This window comes from Jannaschia helgolandensis, assembly GCF_900109285.1.
Taxonomy (GTDB): domain Bacteria; phylum Pseudomonadota; class Alphaproteobacteria; order Rhodobacterales; family Rhodobacteraceae; genus Jannaschia; species Jannaschia helgolandensis.
The window spans coordinates 257,575-279,385 of record NZ_FNZQ01000004.1; the positions used below are offsets into that span (position 1 = coordinate 257,575).

Genomic DNA, 21,811 nt, shown 5'->3' on the forward strand with positions numbered 1-21,811 from the left:
AGGCAGAGAGTCCGGTTCGGACGCTCTTGCCGGTGGAAGCGCAATGCCCAGCCACCACCGGTCACCTGGATGGCTATTGCCATAAGAACGAAAATAGTCGGCATCAGGTTCCGCTTCCTGCTGCGATCACGGATTGTGACCGAATCCGCCGGGCCTGCCGATTGCTTTAATGATATAAGATAGTTAGCCGTCTGCGGTTTCTCGCCATGTGGATTTGTACGGCTTCGCACGGGGCGCAGCGGGACAAGAAATGCTCCGCTAAAGTTGCCGCATGGGAACCTGCCATTTTTACGAGGGAAGACAACATCATGGCAAAAGCACCGAATAAGAATTCCAACAGAGCCAGGGAAACCGTTCAAGGTACCCATATGCGCGCCGGTGAAGCGCGCCAGAAAGAAGCTGATCACCGGATCGCCAACGGCATCCAGTTCGCCGCTGCGCTACTGCGCCACGAGAGCCGTCAGATAACCAGCATAGCGGCGGCGCGCGGCGCTTTGATCAAGGCGGCGAACCGGCTCAGCGCCATCGCACATATGCACCGACAATTCAGCACGATTCAGCCGGACCGTAAGGTAAACCTGGAGGAGTTCATTGCCCCCTTTTGCGAGGACTTGTGCCGGAGCATCGGAGCGATAGTGAACGTCGAAACGGATACCGTGACGCTGCGCGCCGATGTGGCGGGTCAGATCTGCATCATCCTGAACGAGCTGGCGACGAATGCGGTGAAACACAATGGCCATGATGGGGGGCCGATTACCCTGATGCTGAAAGTCGTGCGCAACGGTTCCGACAGATTGCGGCTTACGGTGCGGGATAACGGCAGCGGTCTGCCCGACGGATTTTCACTGCAGGACGCGAACGGGCTGGGAATGACAATCGTCACTTCGACAGTGGAAAAACTGGGCGGCAGCATCCGTATCATGCCCGGCAAAGGTGCCGGGTTTGACATCGACCTGCCACAGGATGGCGGAACCAAGCGCATTACAAGCCAACGGGAGAAGGCGTCATGAAACAGATCAGAGTTTTATTGGCGGAGGATGATGTTCTGATCGCCACTGACCTGGCTTGCGATCTTTGTCTTGTTGAATGTCGGACTGCAGGATGGTTCCAGTTATCCGGCCGCGAGACGGCTCAAGGCGCTTGATATTCCGTTTGTTTTCTTCACCAGTTTCGAGAAGTCCGAAATCGACCCGGAGTTTCAGGACGTTCCACGCCTGGCGTAGCCGCAGGATTCCAGAGGCGTTGCAGAGTTTCTTGCAGGGCTGCTGAAGGCCCTGGTTTAGGTGCCCGCCCACCCCGCGAAGCAAAAAGGAAACGAGGACTCATGTCTGAACTCCTGTTTCTGGCCTCTTCGGAATTATGTCAGGTCCCGATCAGACGTGCGTATTCGGCTTCCGGTTTGCCTTAGGAATCCTGCGCTTCGGCTTCCAGGCCTTCACGATCAAGAATGACGATCCGCCCGCGAGTGGCCCGGATCAGCCCCTTCCCCTCAAGCAAATGAGTACCCACGGTCACGCCCGCGCGGCGCACGCCCAGCATGATCGACAGAAACTCGTGGGTCAGGTACATCTCGTTGCCGCTGATCCGATCGTGACACATCAGCAGCCACCGCGCGAGCCGCTCTTCCAGTTTGGCCTGTCCGTTCGACAATGCGGTTTGCGAAGTCTGCGTCATCATCGCCTGCACGTATCGCAGCAGATGGCGTTGCAATGGCGGGCTTTGTTCCATCGCATCCTGCAGCCTGCCGGATTCGATCGCCAATCCTTCCCCGGCGACCTGCATGAATGTCTCATGGGAGGCATGTCCAGTTTGCAGTACCGCTGCGGTTCCCGACATGCCTTCACAGCCGAAGAGCCCCGTTTCGATGCGGCGCCCATTGTTGCTGAAGGCCACCGTCGATCCGACACCGGATTTCAGAAAATAGACACGTTCGATAGGCTTGCCGGGTTCCTCCAGTGTCATACGGGCGTCCATTTTCACCGGCGTCAGGTGCGGTTTGAGCAGCGCGCGATCCCCCTCGGACAAGGTGGGAATGAGATTGGATTCACCGATTGGACAGGAAAAGGCCTTGGGCATGGGTGCTCTCGCGCTTGGGGGCAAGAGCACTGCTTGTGATGTCTCTCAACCGGGGCCGCCCTGACGGAATGGCACCGGCACCTTACATTACGACCTATCATTCAGTTTGTAACGCGCGACTTTACAATGTGTGCGGTTCCGCACTAGGTTTTTGATCCAACGGTTTGATGGTGTGATCCATTCTCAGGAATGGAAGGAAGCACTATGGGACAGTTCGTCACGGCAGCGCCACGACAACGTACGCCGTCAGAGCTGCAATACAGCGATCGCAAGCGTCGCTCTCGGAACTGAGCCGGGAGTTGGGGATCAATCCCAAGACGGTTGCGAAGTGGCGGAAGCGGGCGACGGTCGAGGATCTTAAGACCGGCCCGAAGGAGCCGCGGTCAACGGTTCTGACCGAGGAAGAGGAGGCAGCGGTCGTCGCTTTCCTAGGGCACACACTGCTGCCGCTGGATGACTGTCTTTATGCACTTCAGCCCTCGATCCCGAACCTGACACGATCAGCCCTTCACCGCTGTCTGCAACGCCATGGGATCTCTCGCTTGCCGGATTTCGGCGGCGACAAGGCGAAGCGGCAAAAGTTCTAGCGCAATCCGATCGGATTCTTTCACATCGATATCGCCGAGGTGCAGACCGCCGAGGGCAAGCTCTATCTCTTCGTCGGCATTGATCGCACGAGCAAGTTCGCGGTCGCGAAGCTTGTTGAAAAAGCTGACAGACGCACAGCCTGGGAGTTCCTGCAGTACATGCTCGAGACCGTGCCCTACCACGTCCACACCATCCTGACCGACAACGGCATCCAGTTCGCAGAGCAGCCGAGGAACCGAAAACGACCATCTCCCGGCCGATGCGCTTCGACATGATCTGCGAGGCGAACGGGATCGAGCACCGCTGGACCAAGCCCAACCATCCGTGGACCAGTGGCCAGGTCGAGAGGATGAACCACACGATCAAGAACGCCACTGTGAAACGCTTCCACTACGACAACCACGATCAGTTGCACGCACCTTGCCGACTTCATGGCAGCCTACAAGTTCGCCCGACGGCTCAAGACGCTCGGCGGCCTGACCTCCGACTATGTCATCAAATCAGATGTGCCCTCGGTCTGATCAGAACAGCGCAAACAGTTCGCGAAACTGTAAGCCAGAGTTTCCCTCTGTTCTCCAAATTCGTACCGCCGGAATGGCAAACAGAGATTGCGGCCTGAAATAGGCTGTATCTGCTCTCACATACGTGTCTCTGTCGGAAACCCCACAACGCAAGCGTTGGAAAACACGCGACAATCTCTCAGCTTCGAAAATCATAGGAGTATTTGGCTGGGGCGGTAGGATTCGAACCTACGATCTTCAGTACCAAAAACTGTTGCCTTACCGCTTGGCCACGCCCCAACGTGCGGCGTGAAATAGTTGAGTGACCCTTGGGCCGCAAGCGGAAAATCCGGCTGTGCGTCCTCTTTCCGTCAGGTCCGCATCGTACGGATCAGCGACAGGATATCCGCCGCTGCTGCGGGGATGTTGGTGCCCGGTCCGAAGATCGCAGCCACGCCCGCAGCCTTGAGGAAATCATAGTCCTGCTGCGGGATCACACCGCCGCAGATGACGATAATTTCCCCTGCCCCGGCTTCGCGCAAAGCGGCGATCAGTTTGGGGGCAAGGGTCTTGTGCCCTGCAGCTTGCGAACTGATACCCACGACATGCACATCGTTATCGATGGCATCCTGCGCGGCCTCCTCGGGGGTCTGGAACAGGGGGCCGACGTCGACGTCAAATCCGATGTCGGCAAAGGCGGTGGCAATGACCTTGGCCCCGCGGTCGTGCCCGTCCTGCCCCATCTTGACGACCAGCATCCGGGGGCGGCGGCCTTCTTCTTCGGCGAAATCCTCGACATCCTTCTGGATCGCGGCAAAACCGGCGTCGCCCTCATAGGCCGCGCCATAAACCCCGGCCAGCGTCTTTACCTCGGCGCGGTGTCGGCCGAACGTGTTTTCCATCGCCATGCTTATCTCTCCTACGCTGGCACGATGGCGCGCGGCCTCGACCGCCGCTTCCAACAGGTTACCGCCTTCGCGCGCGCGCCGCTCGACTTCGGCCAGCGCTGCATCGCATGCGGGTTGGTCGCGACTGCCGCGGATGCGATCCAGTCGGGCGACCTGGCTTGCCCGCACGGCATCGTTATCGATATCCATGATGTCGATCGGATCTTCCGTGTCGCGCCGGTACTTGTTGACGCCGACGATCACCTCGTCGCCCTTGTCGATCAGGGCCTGCCGGGTAGCAGCCGACTCCTCGATCCGCAACTTCGGCATACCGCTGGCGACCGCCTTGGTCATGCCACCCATTGCCTCGACTTCCTCGATCAGCTTCCATGCTGCCTCGGCCATGTCGTGCGTCAGCTTTTCGACATAGTAGCTTCCGCCCAACGGATCGACCACATGGGTCACGCCAGTTTCTTCTTGCAGAATCAACTGCGTATTCCGCGCGATCCGGCTGGAATTCTCGGTTGGCAGGGCAATCGCCTCGTCAAAGGAATTGGTGTGCAGCGACTGGGTGCCACCCAGTACGGCGGCCAGCGCTTCGTAGGCGGTGCGTACGACGTTGTTATAGGGGTCCTGCTCCTGCAGGCTGACACCGCTGGTCTGGCAATGCGTCCGAAGCATCGATGACTTGGGATTCTTCGGTTCGAATTCCGACATGATACGGTGCCACAGAAGACGTGCGGCGCGCAGCTTTGCCGCCTCCATGAAAATGTTCATGCCGATCGCGAAAAAGAACGATAACCGCCCGGCGAAGCGGTCCACGTCCATGCCGCGCGCGATGGCGGCACGGACGTATTCGCGCCCGTCGGCCAAGGTGAACGCCAGCTCCTGCACGAGGTTCGCGCCCGCTTCCTGCATGTGATAACCGGAGATGCTGATCGAGTTGAACCTCGGCATCTCGTCTGACGTATATTCGATGATATCCGCGATGATCCGCATCGAAGGCTCCGGGGGATACACATAGGTGTTCCGCACCATGAATTCCTTGAGGATATCGTTCTGGATCGTGCCCGACAGGGCCGACCGGGGCACGCCCTGTTCTTCGCCTGCGACAATGAAACTGGCCAAAACCGGGATCACCGCGCCGTTCATCGTCATGCTGACCGATACCTGTTCCAGCGGGATGCCGTCGAACAGGATCTTCATGTCCTCGACGCTGTCGATAGCCACCCCAGCCTTGCCGACATCGCCCAGGACGCGGGGGTGATCGCTGTCGTATCCGCGGTGTGTCGCCAGATCGAAGGCGACCGACACGCCCTGCTGCCCGGCGGCCAGCGCCCGGCGATAGAAGGCGTTGGATTCCTCGGCCGTCGAAAAGCCCGCGTATTGCCGTATGGTCCAGGGACGACCTGCATACATCGTGGCCTTGACGCCGCGGGTGTAGGGTGCCTCGCCAGGAACGCTGCCCAGATGATCGACTTCCGCCAGATCGTCGGCGGTATAGACCGGCGACACGTCCAGACCTTCGAGGGTTTTCCACGTCAGGTCGTCGAGCGACCTGTTCCGCAGTTCGTTCTCAGCCTGCTGCGCCCATCTGGTCCTGTCGTCGGTCTGTTTTTCGGAAGGGGCCATGTCTCGATCTCCTGTCACGGAAAAGCACTTCTGCGAGGGCTTGGGAAGGCGTGACGATCCGCCCGCCCGCACCATCGCGCAGCCAGATCAGATCATCATCGTACCGACCGCGCAATTCGGCACGTTCGTCGGCGGTGAAGGGTGCATAGTGCCCAGCGACATGCGGCAGGACGGTCAGGCAGCCCTCGTCGCGCAGGCGCACCTGCAGATCGGCGCAGGGGGGCGCGGCGTTCAGAACCGGTGCAGTGCGCGTTTCCGGCATCGTTCCCGTCAGTTGCGCAAAGGCATCGGCGGGACGGGCAGCCATATCTTCATGCGTCCAGACCGTCAGACGCGCATCGGGCAACGCGTCGGCAACGTCGCAGACGACCTGTCGCCAGCCGCGCCGCGCCTTCAGCACGGCATCGATGGTGGCACGATCCGGGGGGGCGAACCCGCGCGTCATCAGGTGCGCGAACAGGCTGGTCCACCAGGCATCGGGGCTGCGGATCGACAGCGAGACGTGATCGACGCCCGGCAATACCGCGCCCAGACGCTCCATCCGCGCCGAGACTGTCGGGTACAGTCGGCCCAGAAGAAGATTTTCGCGCAAACTGCCCAGCATGTTGCAGTCTGACACGACAAGCCGGGAAATGCCGTCACCGGCCATCGTCGTCCGATGCATTGCGACCCGCCCGGCTGCGCGATGGGCCTGCAGGTCGCGATAGGCGCTGGCGCGTCCCGGATCGCCCATCACACCCGACAACAGGCCGCCATCGCGCGTTCGCCGTGGCCCCCAGACCGCGACACCGCGAGAGGCAAGTTGTTCCGCGTTACGCGACAGCAGGCGCTGCAGGGTCGACGTGCCCGTTCGATGCGCGCCGGGATGCAGCGTAATCGGGGGGGTGCGCGTCATTCGGGGCATGACAGTTCCTTTCATCATGGCCCCTCTTCTGCCGCAGGGTGTCCTGCTATCCGGTTAAGCGTTGCATTTGCAGCTAATTGGAATGATCTATCACGCAAATCCTTCGCCATGCGCCCTGTCATGCCTATATCTATGAAATCATAACGGACGAGACGCATGCGCCCCAGACTTCCCCGCCCGATCCTGACCGCAATGACGGCATTTTCCCTGCTGATGGCGGGCATTCCGGCGACTGCAGCCGAGGCGCAGTCCCTGCTGGAACGATGGGCCGAAGATCCGGGCCAGGTCTTCGACGCTGCCGACGTCGATCTTGCCGAATTGCAATGGATCGCGCGACCCGTCGTCGTCTTTGCCAATTCCCCCCGCGACCCGTCATTCGAGGACCAGATGGACGAACTGCTCGCCGAATTGCCCCGGTTGATCGAGCGGGACGTCATTCTGATCACCGACACCGACCCGTCCGCCGCGTCCGAGATTCGGACCAAACTGCGCCCGCGCGGCTTCATGCTTGTGCTGATTGGCAAGGACGGACAGATCAAATTGCGCAAACCCCTGCCCTGGACGGTGCGCGAGTTGTCTCGCTCCATCGACAAGATGCCGATCCGCCTACAAGAAATCGGCCGCAGTCGATAAAGGCGACCGGAGTTGCGGATTCGACGGATCGGCCCCATATTAAGGTCAATCGCAACCGGAGGGCGTGTCATGGAACGCGACGACAACGACATCCCGTTCAATCCCTACCCCGGCCTGCCGGGCCGGTCCGGTCCACGACCGGGTTATTGATCTGTTTCGAAAGCGCTTCGGCCTTGGCCGCGCCACCCTCGGCGTAGGCATTTATCGTCAACAGCAGGTTTCGCCCCATAACGAACGTGCGGTGACGTAATTCCAGATAATCCTCGACCATCGCAATCCGGCGCGGCTGATCCAGTTGCTGGAACCTTTCGCCTCGCATGTCCTCGACCAGGGCGGCGATCGCCGCGACCTGACTGTAGAAAGCGACCACGACGTCGATCGTCTGCCGGGGCAGAACGTCGATATGCTCCAACTGCGCGGTAAAGACACGATCATGCTGTTCGCGCGGGATGAACGGCGTGAAGGTCGGGTCATGCTCCATCCGCTCCAGCAGGGCCTGGCCCTGATCTTCGGCCTGCCCCTTGCCCCAGAGTGCCTCCCGCGTGTTCAGCACTTCCGCATAGAGCGCCTTGTGAAAATCGCGCGTGCGTTCCGCCTTGCGCGCCGCGCGCTCTATCTCGGCAAAGATGGCCGTGGCCAGCCAACCGGTTGCGATCACCAGTCCCGCGATCAGCGCCTGCCAAAGCCGTTCTTCCAGGACGACGACCTGCCCCAGCAGAACCAGCGGCAGACCAAGAAGGATCGCGATGGGCAGAAAGACGCGGATCAGGAACGACAGGATCACCCGGCGCGACGGGCCCGCGCCGCGACCCAGATACAAAGCCGCGTAAAGCACGCCTGCCAGAACCGCGATCAGGACCAGAAGCGGACCGAAACCTATGCGCAGCAGACCATCCAAGGCGTCACTCGAACTCCAGGATCACATCGTCCACGGCAAGGCTGTCGCCAGCCGACGCGTTGACCTTGGACACCCGGCCCTTCTTCTCGGCGCGCAGGATGTTCTCCATCTTCATCGCCTCGACCACGGCCAGCGCCTGACCCTCCTGCACCTCGTCGCCCTCGGAGACATCGACGCGCACGATCAGCCCCGGCATCGGGCACAGCAGCAGCTTCGAGGTATCGGGCGATGACTTTTCGGGCATCAGCGCGGCCAGTTCGGCCTGCTGCGGCGTGCGAACATGGACCTTCAGGTCTGCCCCCCGTGTGCGGATACGGAAGCCCTGGGTGATCTTCCCCACCTTCAGCACGATCACCTCGCCCCCGACCGACACGCGCGCCAGCGGGTCGCCCGGCGTCCACAGGCTCTCGCAGCGCAGGGTGGTGTCGCCGATGGTGACGTCCGCTCCGTTCCTGTCAGCCTGAATATGCGTATGGAACGTCTGACCGCCCAAGGATACGACCCAGTCAGCCCCAACCTTGCGTTCATGGTTGTCCATCCGCCCCGAGACCCGCGTCCGTCGGATTTCGGCCACGCGGTGCATCGCGGCACAGGCGGCGGCGATACGTTTCAGGTGATCCCCGGGCAGGGCGACACCGTCGAACCCATCGGGAAATTCCTCGGCGATGAAAGCGGTGGTCATTTCGCCCGCGATGAACTTCGGATGATCCATGACAGCGCTCAGGAACGGCAGGTTGTGGCCAATCCCCTCGACCTCGAAGCCGTCCAGCGCGTCGCGCATCGCCTGAATGGCCGCGGCCCGGTCCGGCCCCCATGTGCACAGCTTGGCAATCATCGGGTCGTAATACATGCTGATTTCGCCGCCCTCATAGACGCCGGTATCGTTGCGGACGACGTGCATATCGGTCACGAGCTCTTCGGGCGGGCGATACCGCGTCAGTCGTCCGATGGACGGCAGGAACCCGCGATACGGATCTTCGGCATACAGACGGCTCTCCATTGCCCAGCCGGTCAGCTTGATGTCGTTCTGCGTCAGGCTCAGCTTTTCGCCATAGGCCACGCGGATCATCTGCTCGACCAGATCGACGCCGGTAATCAGCTCCGTCACGGGGTGTTCTACCTGCAAGCGCGTGTTCATCTCCAGGAAGTAGAAGTTGCGGTCGCCGTCCACGATGAACTCGACCGTGCCGGCACTGGCATAGCCCACCGCCTGCGCCAGCTTCAGCGACTGCTCACCCATGGCCTTGCGGGTGTCGGGGTCAAGGAAGGGTGACGGCGCCTCCTCGATGACCTTCTGGTTGCGGCGCTGGATCGAACATTCCCGCTCGCCCAGATAGACACCGTTTCCATGAGTGTCGCAGAGCACCTGAATTTCGATGTGCCGCGGCTGCGTCACGAACTTCTCGATGAACATCCGGTCGTCGCCGAACGACGCCGCCGCCTCGTTCTTCGATGCCTGAAAGCCTTCGCGGACCTCGGATTCGTCCCATGCGATCCGCATGCCCTTGCCACCGCCCCCTGCGCTGGCCTTGAGCATCACCGGATAGCCGATCTCGCCGGAAATCCGGATTGCCTCGTCCGCATCCTCGATCAGACCCATATGGCCCGGCACTGTGCTGACGCCCGCCTCCTGGGCGATCTTCTTCGACGTTATCTTGTCGCCCATCGCTTCGATGGCACCGACCGGCGGGCCGATGAAAGCAACGCCCTCGGCTTCCAATGCCTGCGCGAACTTGGGGTTCTCTGACAGGAAGCCATAGCCCGGATGGACCGCTTCGGCCCCGGTCTGCCGGATCGCATCCATGATCTTGTCGATCACAATGTAGGACTGGTTGGCCTGCGGCGGTCCGATATGCACCGCTTCGTCCGCCATTCGCACATGCAGGGCGTTGCGGTCGGCATCGGAATAGACGGCCACCGTCTTGATGCCCATCCTCTGTGCCGTCTTGATGACGCGACAGGCGATCTCGCCCCGGTTCGCGATCAGGATTTTCTTGAACATGGTCCCTCCCCCTCCGGTCTGATGCCGGATTGAAAACACAAAGGGCTGCCCGGTCGAATGACCGGACAGCCCAATGTCATGTGATAGTGCCCCGCGAGGGGCCGCAGATCAGAAGTCGTTGGCCAACGCGCCGCCAGCGGCACCGATGGCACCGCCCGCGATGCAGTTGCCGTCCTTGATGATCTCGCCGACGGCACAGCCGACGACACCGCCGATGGCGGCACGCTCGAAATCGCTGCCTTGCTGGCAGGCAGACAGTCCGACGACGAGCGCCAGGGCGGGAAGGATGATGACACGTTGCATAGATTAACTCCGGTTAGGTTACGGTATGCGAAAGGAACGATATTCCATTTGGAATAGCGATAACATTCGAAAATTTGAAAAATTTGGTGTGGGATTTCCGTCATGCCGGGCTCTGGGAACCCCGCAAACCACAGGAATCGGTCCGGCACGATGGCCGGTGACCCGATGGATGGAAAATGACGGCTGAAAACTCCTGCGCAGTCTGTTTTTACCTGTATGGCTGCACGCCGCCTCTGGTCTCCGAAACCCGTCCTCGCCGATCGTAAGGGGGGAAAAGAAGGTCCGGACGATGCCCCGCCACAATGGCGAACGCACCGTCCGGGAGGGGAAGGGGTACGGTTCCACTCGCGTTCCGGCAAATCTTCGGTATGTCGAAGTGGTAAGCCTGAACACACAGACACGCTGCCCGTTGAACGACCATCCGCATAGTGCCAATTCAATGACGACTGCCGCTCGGCACGAGATCGCCCAACGGCAACGGGTTTCGGCGGGAAGATGCTCACCCGTGATCCTCGGGCCAGTCCTCGTCCTCGGCATCCCAGTCAATCGGGGCCTCGGTCGTGAAGATATCGGGAAATGCAGCTTCGGCGCGCGCCAGGTCGACGCGCAGCAAGGCATCGTAATCCGCCGGGTCGAACGGGTCTTCAGCGGCCAACACCTCGCGCCCGAACAGCCAGGACAAGCGCCCGGCATCCAGATTGCCCCGTTCGAACGGTGCATCCCCGAAGTGGTCGATAAGGGCCTTAAGGAACGCACGATCGGCAGCGCGGTCGACGGATTTGCGATCGCGAAACCGTTCCCTCCGGGTGATCGGCGTGACGCCGCGCGGATTGGCGCGTCTTATCGTGAACTGGAAATCGGTGCCGGTCAGACGACCGGGAAAGCCGCGATGCTTCAGCATGCCCGCTCTCCTGAAAAGTTGAGGAACGGACGGACGGTTCGGAACGCCGGGGCGGAAGCCTGCTTCCGCCCCGTGCCGATATCAGAATTTGCCGCTGACCGGCTCAACCACGACGGGCGCGGGTTCGATGATAACGATCTCTTCGGACTGGGGGGCGCTGCAGGCCCACAGGGTCGACAGCGCTGTGAAAGAAACGACAACTTTGACAATTCTCGACATTCAGGTCTCCTGACGTTGACGGGCGGTGCAAGGAGTACGATCCCTGCGCCGCCCGTGATGCTGGCCGCGTTGGTGCAGCCTGTGGAAAACCTATCAGATTGATGCACAGCTAGATACGGGTGCCCCAGAAATGCCCCAGTTGCGCCAAAGGCTTGTGGCGTAGTGGCATCAATAAGGCGGCAGGACGGGTTTAAGGTCGGATCGGAAACAGAAGTCCGTGTCGGCGGCGCCACCCGGACTATCGCCGCCCAGTCTATCGACCCAAACAAAAAAACGGCCAGACCTGCGACATGGCGCGGGTCCGACCGTTTTAACACCAGCTCGATCAGGCCGGACGATGTCCGGGCTGCGGCAGGCGTTGAATCAGAATTTGCCGGTGACAGGCTCGGGCTGAACCGGAACGAAGACCACTTCTTCTTCCTGTGCAGGCGAGGCGCAGGCGCCCAGGGTTGCGGTGATGCCCATGACGGCGACGAGTTTAATGATCTTCTGCATTGGTCTCTCCTGTCGAAACGAGGGAACTTGTGACACAATTGTTGCGCGGTCCCTATCGCTAAACCCATGGCAACGGAAATCGGTTCCCGCAAGATGCCAATAACAAAAAATACCCGCATCAGTAGTCTTCCGGCGAACATTCGCCGTTTTCGATGGTATAAAGGCCAAAATATTGCGTTGCGTCGGGGTCAGTCACCCCGCGCGGCACCGGTCGGTCCATCATCGTGATCACGACCGAATCTGCCCGCGCAGCCGGAAGCCGGGACAGAGGTACTGCGTGCGTCGCACACAGCCAGTCCAGATCGGTCAGCGCTGCCTCGGGACCCACGGTGCCGCCCTCGCGGGCCACACCGGGCGCGATGAAGCGCAGAACGGCCTGCGTGCCGCCGCCCTCGATCCGTTCCCACATCACCTCCCACAACACCAGCGCCTGACCCGAAGGGATCGTCTCCTGCGCCACGACGGGCGTTGCAACAGCCAACAACAGGGCCGCAACGCGGATCATGACCCGGCCCCTGTCGCTCGGGTCAGTGATTGCGCAACGCGTCGATCAGTTCGTCCTTGGACATGCTCGACCGACCGTCGATCTCCAGTTCCTGCGCGCGGGCATACAGGTCGTCCTTCGTCCATGTCTCGTAAGGCGGCGCCTGTCCGCCCTTCTTCGACGGCTGCATGTCCGAATTGGCCTGCGCATTCGCGATGCGCGCGGCTTTTTCCTTCGACGCGCCATCCTCGCGCAGCGCCTCGTAGGTGGCATCGTCCTTGATGCTGGGTCCGTGATTTTTTGCCATGACGCCCTCCTTTCCAAGGAAACACAGCCACAGATGCACGGGTTCCGATGCGTTCGATCATGCGGCATCCTTCCTGGCGAGAAGTCGCAGATGCGCCGCCCCGCGTCCAATTTCCTCGACCGGGCCGACGGCTTCCAGCACCGCACGCTCCTGGGCCGCCTTCCGGGTGCGGACGTCCAGCACGACAGCCCCGCCCGGTGCCACACCATCCGCATAGAACGCGGAATACGTTGCCGCCGGGTAGTGAAAGCCGCAGGACAGCATCGACATGGCCAGATCGACCGATGCGGTCTTCGACAGGTCCTGCGACTGTGGATTGACCGTTTCGATCGCCTGCGCGGGCACACCGTTCGCCTCAAGAAACGCCCGGGCCCGGTCAAGCGACGTATAGGCCGCGCCGGTCTCGGCAAATCCGAAATGGCGCTCCTCCGCCTCCTCGATGTCGATCAGAACAAGCCGTGCGCCCAGATCACGGTGCGCGAACAGGTCGGCCATCGCGTAACCGCAACCGATATCGGCAATCGAACCCGGTTTCCGGCGCACCAGCGCATACAGCATGTCGCGCCACTCCAGCCAGGCCACCGCCGCCGTGCGCCGGGCAATGTCGTCGCCCCGCCGTTCTGCGATGGCGATCAGGGGGGCGGCATCGCCGTTTACCCAGGCGCGCACCGCCCGGCCCGGTCGCGTCTCGTCCCACAGGACTTCGGAGCGTTGCAGGATCAGGTTCACATGGTCGCGCGTGTCGAACATCGACACGTCGAGACCGGAAATCTCGGCCGAGTCGCAGGCGGCTTCGATCCGCGCGGGGCTTGCTGCGTCGGAGGTCATGCGCCAGTTTCCATCAGCGGTGACCCGCCGCGCGCTGCCAGGCTGCGCGCATGGCCGGGTCCACCAGCATCGCGGCAATCTCCGCTTGCACACCCGGCGGCACCGACCCAGCGACCGACCCGCCCGCCCGCAGATGCACCCCCTGCCCGGCCCGCGTTACCGATACGATGGGCGCATAGCCACGCAGACGCTGCAACATGCGCCACAGATCCTGCCGCACCGCATGGGCCAGCCTGCGCCGCCCCATGTCGGGCAGACGCGTCTCGGCGAAAATATCCCATTTTGCCGGCAAACACCGTGTCACGACATAGGTCGCCCCGTCGTCCGATATGTGCCAGCCGCGCTTGTCCCATTGCCACGTCCCGTTATTCAAAGGGGAATCGTATCATGCTTGCGCCAGGGCCTCTCCTGCCGCTTGGTCCGCAGCGATGCAAAGGCCCGTGCGATCCGCTTGCGGGAATTGCGCGGCACGATAACCTCGTCGATGAACCCCTTTTCGGCGGCCACGAACGGATTGGCGAACCGGTCTTCGTAATCCTTGGTCCGTGCCGCGATCTTGTCGGCATCGCCCAACTCGCTCCGATACAGGATCTCGACCGCGCCTTTCGCCCCCATCACGGCGATTTCCGCTGTCGGCCAGGCATAGTTGAAATCACCCTTCAGATGTTTCGACGCCATCACGTCATAGGCCCCGCCATAGGCCTTGCGCGTGATCAGCGTGACTTTCGGCACCGTCGCCTCGCCATAGGCGAACAACAGTTTCGCGCCGTGCTTGATGACGCCGCCGTATTCCTGCGCCGTGCCGGGCAGGAAGCCGGGCACGTCCACCAGCGTCAGGATCGGAATTTCGAAGGCATCGCAAAACCGCACGAACTTGGCCGCCTTGCGAGAGCTGTCGATATCCAGACATCCGGCCAGCACCATCGGCTGGTTCGCCACGACGCCGACAGTGCGGCCTTCGATACGGATGAACCCGGTCAGGATATTCCTGGCGAAATCGGGCTGGATCTCGAAGAAATCGCCTTCGTCCGCCAGTTTGGTAATCAGTTCGGCCATGTCATAGGGCGCGTTCGGATTGTCGGGGATCAGCGTGTCGAGGCTGGTTTCCACCCGGTCCGGATCGTCGAAGAACGGACGCACAGGGGGTTTTTCGCGGTTCGACAGGGGCAGGAAGTCGATCAGACGCCGCGTCTCGGCCAGCGCCTCCACGTCATTTTCAAAGGCGCAATCGGCCACGCCGGACTTGCGGGTATGGGTGGTTGCGCCGCCCAGCTCCTCGGCCGTCACCACCTCGTTGGTGACGGTTTTCACCACGTCCGGCCCGGTCACGAACATATAGCTGCTGTCGCGGACCATGAAGATGAAGTCCGTCATCGCCGGTGAATAAACCGCCCCGCCCGCACAGGGCCCCATGATAACGCTGATCTGCGGTATCACGCCGCTGGCATCGATGTTGCGCTGAAACACTTCGGCGTATCCGGCCAGCGATGCGACACCTTCCTGAATGCGCGCGCCACCGGAATCGTTCAGCCCGATCACCGGCGCGCCGTTCTGGACCGCCATGTCCTGGATCTTGCAGATCTTTTGTGCGTGGGTTTCCGAAAGGCTGCCGCCGAAGACGGTGAAATCCTGACTGAACACATATACCAGCCGCCCGTTGACAGTGCCCCAGCCGGTGACGACGCCGTCGCCCGCAGGCCGGTCGTCCTGCATTCCGAAGTCGGTGGCGCGGTGTGCGACGAAAGTATCGAACTCCTCGAACGACCCGTCATCCAGCAGCAACTCCACCCGCTCGCGCGCGGTCAGCTTGCCCTTGCCGTGCTGTGCCGCGATCCGCCGTTCGCCGCCGCCCATCCGCGCCTGTTCGCGGCGGTTCTCCAGCTCTTCGAGAATGTCCTTCATTGGGTCGCCCTCCCTGTCGCTCCCGGCATAGACGCTGCCAAGCGGCTCGGAAAGGCCGATCTGGCACATTTGCATAGCCCGAAAAGGCTCGATTGCACGATCTGCAAATATTATGCGACACGACGGGTCTCTGCCATCAACTGCCCCATATCCTGCATCACGGCGGCCCTGCACACCCGCCTGTGCATTTGCAGGTGCAGACAAGATCGGCATGAAGGCGTAGCGACACCCAATGGCCATACTGACCGAAACATCCCGCGGTGCGACGCGCACGCCGCCGCATATCCTGACGCTCGTGGCGCTGGTCGGCGTGTCGACTCTGGCGATGAACGTCTTCCTGCCGTCCCTGCCCGCGATGTCCGAATATTTCGCCACCGACTATGGCGTCATGCAGTTGTCGGTCGGCCTTTACCTCGGCATCAACGCAGTTCTGCAATTGTTCGTCGGGCCGCTGTCGGACCGCTATGGTCGCCGCCCCGTGATCCTGTCGGGCATCGTGCTGTTCATGCTGGCCACACTCGGGGCGCTGATGGCCACCACGGTCGAGGTCTTTCTGGCCTTCCGCATGGCGCAGGCCGCCATCGTCGTCGCCATGGTTCTGTCACGCGCCATCGTTCGCGATCTATATCCGCAGGACAAGGCCGCCTCGATGCTGGGCTATGTGACCATGGGCATGTCCATCGTCCCGATGATCGGTCCCGCCGTCGGTGGTGTGCTGGAGGCGTCGTTCGGATGGCAATCGAACTTCTGGCTGCTGCTGATCGTGGGCGTTGCGCTCTGGTTGCTGACCTATTTCGATCTGGGCGAGACCGCCCCCCCGTCCAGCGGCACTTTCGCCGATCAGGTCCGCCAATACCCCGATCTTCTGACATCGCGCCGGTTCTGGGGCTATTGCGCCGCATCCGCCTTCGCCAGCGGTGCATTCTTCGCCTATCTGGGCGGCGCACCTTTCGTCGGAACCAGCGTGTTCGGCATGTCGCCCGAAACGCTGGGCCTGTACTTCGGAGCGCCCGCACTAGGTTATCTTGTCGGCAACGGCATTTCCGGACGGTTTTCGCAACGAATAGGCATTGATCGCATGATCCTGTGGGGAGCGATCGGACAAGTCAGCGGCCTGACCATGCTGGCTATCATCACGCTGTCGGGGTTCACGTCGCATTATGTCTTCTTCGGCTTCATGACCTTTGTCGGCCTCGGCAACGGTCTGGTCATTCCCAACGCGACCGCCGGCATGCTGTCGGTCAAACCGCATCTTGCCGGAACTGCATCAGGCCTTGGCGGGGCCATCATGATCGGTGGCGGTGCCGCCCTTTCAGCGGTGGCAGGCTGGGTTCTGGGCTTCGGTGGCGGCGCGCTGCCGCTGATTGCGCTGATGGTCGCGTCCGGATCGGGCAGCGTTGTCGCCATCTTGCTGACGATCCGCCGAACCCGCATGTTGTCCGCCTGACATCCGGTTGCAACGCCTGCTGAAGCGCTTGGCATAGAAGCCTGCCGTCAGGAAATTCTACGCTGGACAAATCTGCGCGAGATGCGCGTACGGATCGGCCTGGACCAGATAGGCCGGATGCAAGGCTTGCATTATTGCGATAATATTACCTTGTTAATAGGAAAAATTTCCTATTTTATTTCATTATAACGATAATTTGTCGACAAGCGATGCGTCAGGCCAAACACTTCGCTGCATCGCTGGAACAGGTGCCCGATCTGCAAATGTATAACGTATCACCAGCGCGCCGTTGCATCGCTGGAACTGTCACTGGAAATCGACCCGGACGATCGCGGAATCCTGCCTTACGACTTGTGAGCACGACGCCTTTACGGCAACGCTGAATTCTAAATCGGAGGATATCATGGAACTGACCGGAACCCGCCTGATCGCCGCCCCGCGCGAGGTCGTCTGGACCAGACTGAACGACGCCGCGACCCTGAAAGCCTGCATTCCCGGCTGCGAGGAATTGACCGGATCACCCGAAGAGGGATTCGAAGCCGTGGTGAAACAGAAGGTCGGCCCCGTGAAGGCGACCTTCAAAGGCTTTGTCACACTGTCGGACGTGAAACCGCCCGAAAGTTACCGCATCGCGGGCGAAGGCAAGGGCGGCGTCGCGGGGTTCGCCAAGGGCGGGGCGGACGTGCGGCTGACCGAAGTGCCGGAAGGAACCGAACTGTCTTACGCAGTCGATGCCAAGGTTGGCGGCAAGATCGCGCAACTCGGCTCGCGCCTGATCGACAGTTTTTCGGCCAAGATGGCAGACGCGTTCTTCGAGAATTTCAAGAATGAGGTCGAAGGCGGATCTGCCGATAAAGCCTGACCGCGATATGCACACCTTACATGAGGTTTATCCCTCAACTCTCTGAAAAGGCTAAAATCTGGCTGGGCGCCAGCCCGCGGCACGCGCCTCGTCTTCGGTGCAGAACCAACGCTCGCCCCGACGTTCGTCGATGCGCGTGGAACCGTATGCCGGGCTTATCGGCAGGTGATAGATGCGCCCGTTGCCGCTGATGTTGCCCTTGATCGTGCAAGCGCCATCCGGCGCGTTCGCCCTGGCCCGCATGGCACGTTGTTCCGCCCGGTATGCCGCTGGATCGATCATGTCATAGGCCCAGAGGCCGCGTGATAGCAGCACTGCCTCTTTCTGTTCCTCGAAATAGGTCCGATCCTGCCGGTAAACGCGCGCGATCCCAAGACGCACCAACTCGGCGTTGGCGTCCGTTCCACCAACCTTGCAGACGGCCAAAGGGCGACCGTAACGATCGGTCTGATCCCATCGGCATGTTGCCTGCCGTCCCTGATAGAGCGCCCTTGCCGCTTCGCTCGCCAATTGACCGCAGGCCAGGACCGCGCCATCGGCGTTGGTGCAGGTCTGCGCGTCCTCGGCGGCGTCGATCCCGATCAGGCGGATGTTTTCGCGCCAACCGATATCGAAGGTATCCGCATCGACGACACGGATCGGTCCGGTGAACTCAGCGGACAGGGCGGGTGCGGCGAGCAGGACGAGAAATGAACAAAGTCTGAACATAGGCGCTCAGATGCCGCCAAAATGGCACCGTGCCAAGCGGAAAAGTTAATATATGGTTAATATCGCGGACTAGTGTTTCGTCGCCACGTGCGGCGGCGTCACCCCTCGCTTCAGCCGCGCTTCGCGCCATGCGATGAAGCTGACCGACGCGATGATGATCAGCGCGCCCAAAATGACGAACCCGTCCGGGGGCTCCGCGAAGAATGCCCAGCCCAGCAGGACGGCCCAGACCATCTGCAGGAACGTCACCGGCTGGGTCACCGAAATCGGGGCCGCCGCGAAAGCCCGGGTCATGGTATAATGTCCCGCCGTCGCGAAGGCCGCGACCAGGAACATCCAGCCCAGGTCGGCGACCGTGGGCGTCCTCCAGACGGCGAATGCGAAAGGGGCCAGTCCGACCGTAACCGTCACCGACAACATCGCCACCACCATCGTCGCCGAATACCGCCCCGACAGCGGCTTGGCGAACAGGTAGGATGCGCCGAACAACGCTGCGGTGGCCAGCATCGCCAGATGCCCCGTCTCGATCTCGCGGAAGCCGGGGCGCAAGATGACCACCACCCCCAAAAGCGCCGCGACCACCGCCAGAATGCGACGCAACGCAAGCGTTTCACCCAGAAAGATCGCTGCACCCAGAGTGACATAGACCGGGTTCAGATAGTTCATCGCGGTGACTTCGGCGATCGGGATCTGTGTCATTGCATAGAACCACAGGATCACGGCGAGCGTATGCACAAGACCGCGCGCCGCGAAGAATTTCAGATCGCGCGAAGATATGCGCGTTGCCAGCAAAGTGCGCGCGATCGGCAGAAGAAAGACCAGCCCCAGAAGATAGCGCAGGAATGCCGCCTCGGCCGCAGGCAAATCCTGCGCGGCGTATTTGACGATGGCGGTCACTGCGATGAAGCACAGGCCCGTGGAAATCATCCACAGAATACCCTGGATCGGATGCGATGGCATTTTCATCCGCAATCCATGGGCCGGGCGCGGGCCGTCCGCAAGCGCGTCATCCGCGCAGCAGGCTGATGGCGATGGACCACATGACGATGGCGATCAGCCCGTCCAGAACGCGCCAGGCGACGGGTCGTGTGAACACCGGGCGCAACAGCGTCGCGCCATACCCCAGCGCGAAGAAGAACGCGAAAGAAGATGCGACGGCCCCGACCCCGAACATCACCGGCGATGCCGCCTGCGTCGAGATCGAGCCCAGCAGGATCAGCGTATCAAGATAGACGTGCGGATTGAGCCAGGTCAGTGCCAGGCAGATCGTCACGGCCCGGCGCAACCCGCCCGCCGCCGCCGCCGCCTGCAAGGAGCTGCCGCCTCGCCATGCCGCCAGCGCCGCCCGTCCGCCATAGACGATCAGGAACGCCGCCCCGCCCCAGCGGAACAGCGGCACGATCCAGGGCACCGTCTCGACAAGTATGCCGAAGCCCGCGACCCCCGCCGCCACCAGAAGGGCATCCGAGAGCGCGCAGGTCAGAACGACAGCCAGAACATGTTCGCCACGCAGCCCCTGGCGCAGCACGAAAGCGTTCTGTGCCCCGATGGCGAGGATCAGCGAAAGGCCAAGGCCGAAGCCGGAGAGGAACGAAGTCATAGCGGGCGGAAGGACCACACGGACTGGACTTGTGCAACTGGGAAGTTACGCAAAGTCAGGAAACGCTCTGCCAGAGATGCCCGGACCGCCGCCGTCCGCGTTTGGGCACTGCATCAGCCGGTATGCCCTCTCATGCGTCGATTGCCTTGGCCCGCCCCAGAAACGTCAGAGCGATGGCTGCGACGAAGACAAACGTCAGGGCACCGAGACCGCGTTCATACAGTCCGTCGATGTTGTCGGGCATGAAAAAGAACACCGGGGCCAACGGCAGCCAGAGAACCGTGACTGCCTTGCAGGTCAGTTCCAGACGGCGCGAAACCACACCCGCACCCGCCGACATCGCCCAGGGCACGACCGAAAACAGAACCCACAGACCCCAGACCAGATAGGTGTGGATCACCACGCCCTCGGAATCGCTGTCGCCATATTCGTCCCGTGCACCGACAAGGAAAACAATCAGCCCAGCCAGGATCAGTCCATAGATGCCCGTGGTCCAGCCGCGTCCGCCCAGATGTGCATGGGCCGCACCAACCGCGCAGGCAATCAGCGCGGCAGAATAGGAATAAATACCCGCGTCTACGATGAATTCGTACCGCCCCGCGCCCAGATCGCTGATCGTGTCGGACACCCAATCGTGGTCCGGCACCGCGAAATCGGCGATCAGCATGGACAGCGAGAACAACACCATGCCCGCAATCGCGATCACGGCCATACCGCGCAGAATGTGCGAATGCTCCGGCAGGGGGACATAGGGCTGATCGGAAAAATCTCTGGCCTGCATGGTCGTCTCCTCCGGTCGCGGACATACCGCAGGTGGCGGAACAACGACCAGAAAAGGGACTGGTTCCTCCGGCGTCTACTCCAGTTGCGCCATGACCTCGTCGCTGGCCTCGAAATTGGCGGTGACATTCTGCACGTCGTCGTCGTCTTCCAACGCATCGAGCAGTTTCATCAGCGATTGCATGCCGTCCAGGTCCAACTCGGTCGTGGTGGTGGGCCGCCACACCAGTTTCGTGGATTCGCTTTCGCCCAGATGCTCTTCCAGCGCGGTCGACACGGCATTCAGATCGGTATCGGCGCACCAGACGACGTGGCTTTCCTCGTCGCTCTCCACATCTTCGGCACCGGCCTCGATCGCGGCCATCAGAACGGTTTCGCCATCGCCCACGCTGGCGGGATAGACGACCTGTCCTTTGCGGTCGAACATGAACCCGACGGAGCCCGTTTCGCCCAGGTTACCGCCATTCTTGGAAAACGTGGAGCGCACGGACGAGGCGGTCCGGTTGCGGTTGTCGGTCATCGCCTCGACGATGACAGCAACGCCATTGGGGCCGTAGCCTTCGTAGCGGATCTCGTCATAGCTTTCCGCGTCGCCGCCCGACGCCTTGGCGATGGCGCGCGCGATGACGTCCTTGGGCACCGACTGCTGCTTGGCCTCTTTCACGGCAAGCCGCAGGCGGGGGTTCTTGTCGGGATCGGGGTCGCCCATCTTGGCAGCAACGGTGATTTCCTTCGACAACTTGGAAAACAGCTTGGCGCGGATCTTGTCCTGACGCCCTTTGCGATGCTGGATATTCGCCCATTTGGAATGGCCTGCCATGGGGTCTCTCCGGAATTTGAGGTTTGTTTGCGGCC

General features: G+C 61.6%; 24 protein-coding genes, 1 tRNA gene and 1 pseudogene. 6 read left to right on the forward strand and 20 right to left on the reverse strand.

The annotated features are described in order from the left end of the window. Positions 1-308 precede the first annotated feature (308 nt). Both BMY38_RS12170 and BMY38_RS18165 read left to right on the forward strand, forming a co-directional pair. Complete coding sequence (locus tag BMY38_RS12170) at positions 309-1,010, forward strand: sensor histidine kinase (protein ID WP_175495863.1); 702 nt, start codon at positions 309-311, stop codon at positions 1,008-1,010. After that, positions 1,007-1,144, forward strand: coding sequence for a hypothetical protein (locus BMY38_RS18165; RefSeq protein WP_175495864.1), 138 nt, complete (start codon positions 1,007-1,009; stop codon positions 1,142-1,144). The genes BMY38_RS12170 and BMY38_RS18165 overlap by 4 nt, the downstream gene beginning before the upstream one ends. Positions 1,145-1,404: 260 nt before the next feature. On the opposite strand, the gene BMY38_RS12175 is transcribed toward BMY38_RS18165, so the two are convergent. After that, positions 1,405-2,076: a Crp/Fnr family transcriptional regulator gene (locus BMY38_RS12175; protein ID WP_092763141.1), complete on the reverse strand. Its 672-nt coding sequence runs from the start codon at positions 2,074-2,076 to the stop codon at positions 1,405-1,407. A 179-nt stretch (positions 2,077-2,255) separates the two neighbouring features. Between BMY38_RS12175 and BMY38_RS12180 the strand changes: the two are divergent. After that, a pseudogene (locus BMY38_RS12180) lies at positions 2,256-3,146 on the forward strand (IS481 family transposase); the annotation flags it as partial. A 243-nt stretch (positions 3,147-3,389) separates the two neighbouring features. Here BMY38_RS12180 and BMY38_RS12185 read toward each other — a convergent pair. From BMY38_RS12185 to BMY38_RS12195, 3 genes are all read right to left on the reverse strand, one after another. Continuing rightward, positions 3,390-3,464 (reverse strand) — tRNA-Gln (locus BMY38_RS12185). Between the two features lie 71 nt (positions 3,465-3,535). Next, positions 3,536-5,683, reverse strand: coding sequence for a methylmalonyl-CoA mutase (scpA, locus tag BMY38_RS12190; RefSeq protein WP_092763143.1), 2,148 nt, complete (start codon positions 5,681-5,683; stop codon positions 3,536-3,538). Beyond that, positions 5,628-6,605, reverse strand: a complete 978-nt coding sequence (locus BMY38_RS12195; RefSeq protein WP_139204712.1) for a hypothetical protein — start codon at positions 6,603-6,605, stop codon at positions 5,628-5,630. Before BMY38_RS12195 ends, scpA begins: the two co-directional genes overlap by 56 nt. A gap of 138 nt (positions 6,606-6,743) precedes the next feature. On the opposite strand from BMY38_RS12195, the gene BMY38_RS12200 reads away from it, so the two are divergent. After that, on the forward strand, positions 6,744-7,220 hold the full coding sequence (locus BMY38_RS12200; RefSeq protein WP_092763147.1) for a DUF4174 domain-containing protein: 477 nt from the start codon (positions 6,744-6,746) through the stop codon (positions 7,218-7,220). Positions 7,221-7,317: 97 nt separating this feature from the next. On the opposite strand, the gene BMY38_RS12205 is transcribed toward BMY38_RS12200, so the two are convergent. The 11 genes from BMY38_RS12205 to BMY38_RS12245 all read right to left on the reverse strand — a co-directional run bounded on the left by BMY38_RS12205 (position 7,318) and on the right by BMY38_RS12245 (position 15,559). Continuing rightward, entirely contained in the window at positions 7,318-8,118 is an 801-nt protein-coding gene (locus BMY38_RS12205) for a hypothetical protein (protein WP_175495865.1), read from the reverse strand. A gap of 4 nt (positions 8,119-8,122) precedes the next feature. Continuing rightward, positions 8,123-10,120, reverse strand: coding sequence for an acetyl-CoA carboxylase biotin carboxylase subunit (locus BMY38_RS12210; protein WP_092763149.1), 1,998 nt, complete (start codon positions 10,118-10,120; stop codon positions 8,123-8,125). A gap of 108 nt (positions 10,121-10,228) precedes the next feature. Next, positions 10,229-10,423 (reverse strand): hypothetical protein, encoded by a 195-nt coding sequence (locus tag BMY38_RS12215; protein WP_092763151.1) that lies wholly within the window; start codon positions 10,421-10,423, stop codon positions 10,229-10,231. 499 nt (positions 10,424-10,922) lie between these two features. Then, positions 10,923-11,324, reverse strand: a complete 402-nt coding sequence (locus BMY38_RS12220; RefSeq protein WP_092763153.1) for a hypothetical protein — start codon at positions 11,322-11,324, stop codon at positions 10,923-10,925. An 81-nt stretch (positions 11,325-11,405) separates the two neighbouring features. Next, a complete protein-coding gene (locus BMY38_RS18170) occupies positions 11,406-11,543 on the reverse strand; it encodes a hypothetical protein (protein ID WP_175495866.1) in 138 nt (45 codons plus the stop codon). A 363-nt stretch (positions 11,544-11,906) separates the two neighbouring features. Next, entirely contained in the window at positions 11,907-12,038 is a 132-nt protein-coding gene (locus BMY38_RS18575) for a hypothetical protein (RefSeq protein WP_281243220.1), read from the reverse strand. A gap of 118 nt (positions 12,039-12,156) precedes the next feature. After that, complete coding sequence (locus BMY38_RS12225) at positions 12,157-12,543, reverse strand: DUF6497 family protein (protein WP_092763155.1); 387 nt, start codon at positions 12,541-12,543, stop codon at positions 12,157-12,159. A 22-nt stretch (positions 12,544-12,565) separates the two neighbouring features. Beyond that, entirely contained in the window at positions 12,566-12,829 is a 264-nt protein-coding gene (locus BMY38_RS12230) for a DUF7218 family protein (protein ID WP_092763157.1), read from the reverse strand. 57 nt (positions 12,830-12,886) lie between these two features. Continuing rightward, positions 12,887-13,657 carry a hypothetical protein gene (locus tag BMY38_RS12235; protein WP_092763159.1) on the reverse strand — a complete coding sequence of 257 codons (771 nt, stop codon included), beginning with the start codon at positions 13,655-13,657 and terminating at the stop codon, positions 12,887-12,889. A gap of 13 nt (positions 13,658-13,670) precedes the next feature. Then, the gene (locus BMY38_RS12240; RefSeq protein WP_245737587.1) at positions 13,671-14,030 is read right to left on the reverse strand and encodes a hypothetical protein; all 360 of its coding nucleotides are present in this window, start codon (positions 14,028-14,030) and stop codon (positions 13,671-13,673) included. Further along, complete coding sequence (locus BMY38_RS12245) at positions 14,027-15,559, reverse strand: acyl-CoA carboxylase subunit beta (protein WP_092763372.1); 1,533 nt, start codon at positions 15,557-15,559, stop codon at positions 14,027-14,029. Before BMY38_RS12245 ends, BMY38_RS12240 begins: the two co-directional genes overlap by 4 nt. Positions 15,560-15,791: 232 nt before the next feature. Between BMY38_RS12245 and BMY38_RS12250 the strand changes: the two genes are divergently transcribed. Both BMY38_RS12250 and BMY38_RS12255 read left to right on the forward strand, forming a co-directional pair. Next, a complete protein-coding gene (locus BMY38_RS12250) occupies positions 15,792-17,006 on the forward strand; it encodes a multidrug effflux MFS transporter (protein WP_092763161.1) in 1,215 nt (404 codons plus the stop codon). A 403-nt stretch (positions 17,007-17,409) separates the two neighbouring features. After that, complete coding sequence (locus BMY38_RS12255; protein ID WP_092763163.1) at positions 17,410-17,868, forward strand: SRPBCC family protein; 459 nt, start codon at positions 17,410-17,412, stop codon at positions 17,866-17,868. A gap of 51 nt (positions 17,869-17,919) precedes the next feature. On the opposite strand, the gene BMY38_RS12260 is transcribed toward BMY38_RS12255, so the two are convergent. From BMY38_RS12260 to BMY38_RS12280, 5 genes are all read right to left on the reverse strand, one after another. Beyond that, positions 17,920-18,576, reverse strand: coding sequence for a thermonuclease family protein (locus BMY38_RS12260; RefSeq protein WP_092763165.1), 657 nt, complete (start codon positions 18,574-18,576; stop codon positions 17,920-17,922). A 69-nt stretch (positions 18,577-18,645) separates the two neighbouring features. Then, positions 18,646-19,542 carry a DMT family transporter gene (locus BMY38_RS12265; protein WP_092763167.1) on the reverse strand — a complete coding sequence of 299 codons (897 nt, stop codon included), beginning with the start codon at positions 19,540-19,542 and terminating at the stop codon, positions 18,646-18,648. 40 nt (positions 19,543-19,582) lie between these two features. After that, the gene (locus tag BMY38_RS12270) at positions 19,583-20,176 is read right to left on the reverse strand and encodes a LysE/ArgO family amino acid transporter (RefSeq protein WP_092763169.1); all 594 of its coding nucleotides are present in this window, start codon (positions 20,174-20,176) and stop codon (positions 19,583-19,585) included. A gap of 130 nt (positions 20,177-20,306) precedes the next feature. Next, complete coding sequence (locus BMY38_RS12275) at positions 20,307-20,957, reverse strand: DUF998 domain-containing protein (RefSeq protein WP_092763171.1); 651 nt, start codon at positions 20,955-20,957, stop codon at positions 20,307-20,309. A 75-nt stretch (positions 20,958-21,032) separates the two neighbouring features. Next, on the reverse strand, positions 21,033-21,776 hold the full coding sequence (locus BMY38_RS12280) for a YebC/PmpR family DNA-binding transcriptional regulator (RefSeq protein WP_092763173.1): 744 nt from the start codon (positions 21,774-21,776) through the stop codon (positions 21,033-21,035). Positions 21,777-21,811: the final 35 nt, after the last annotated feature.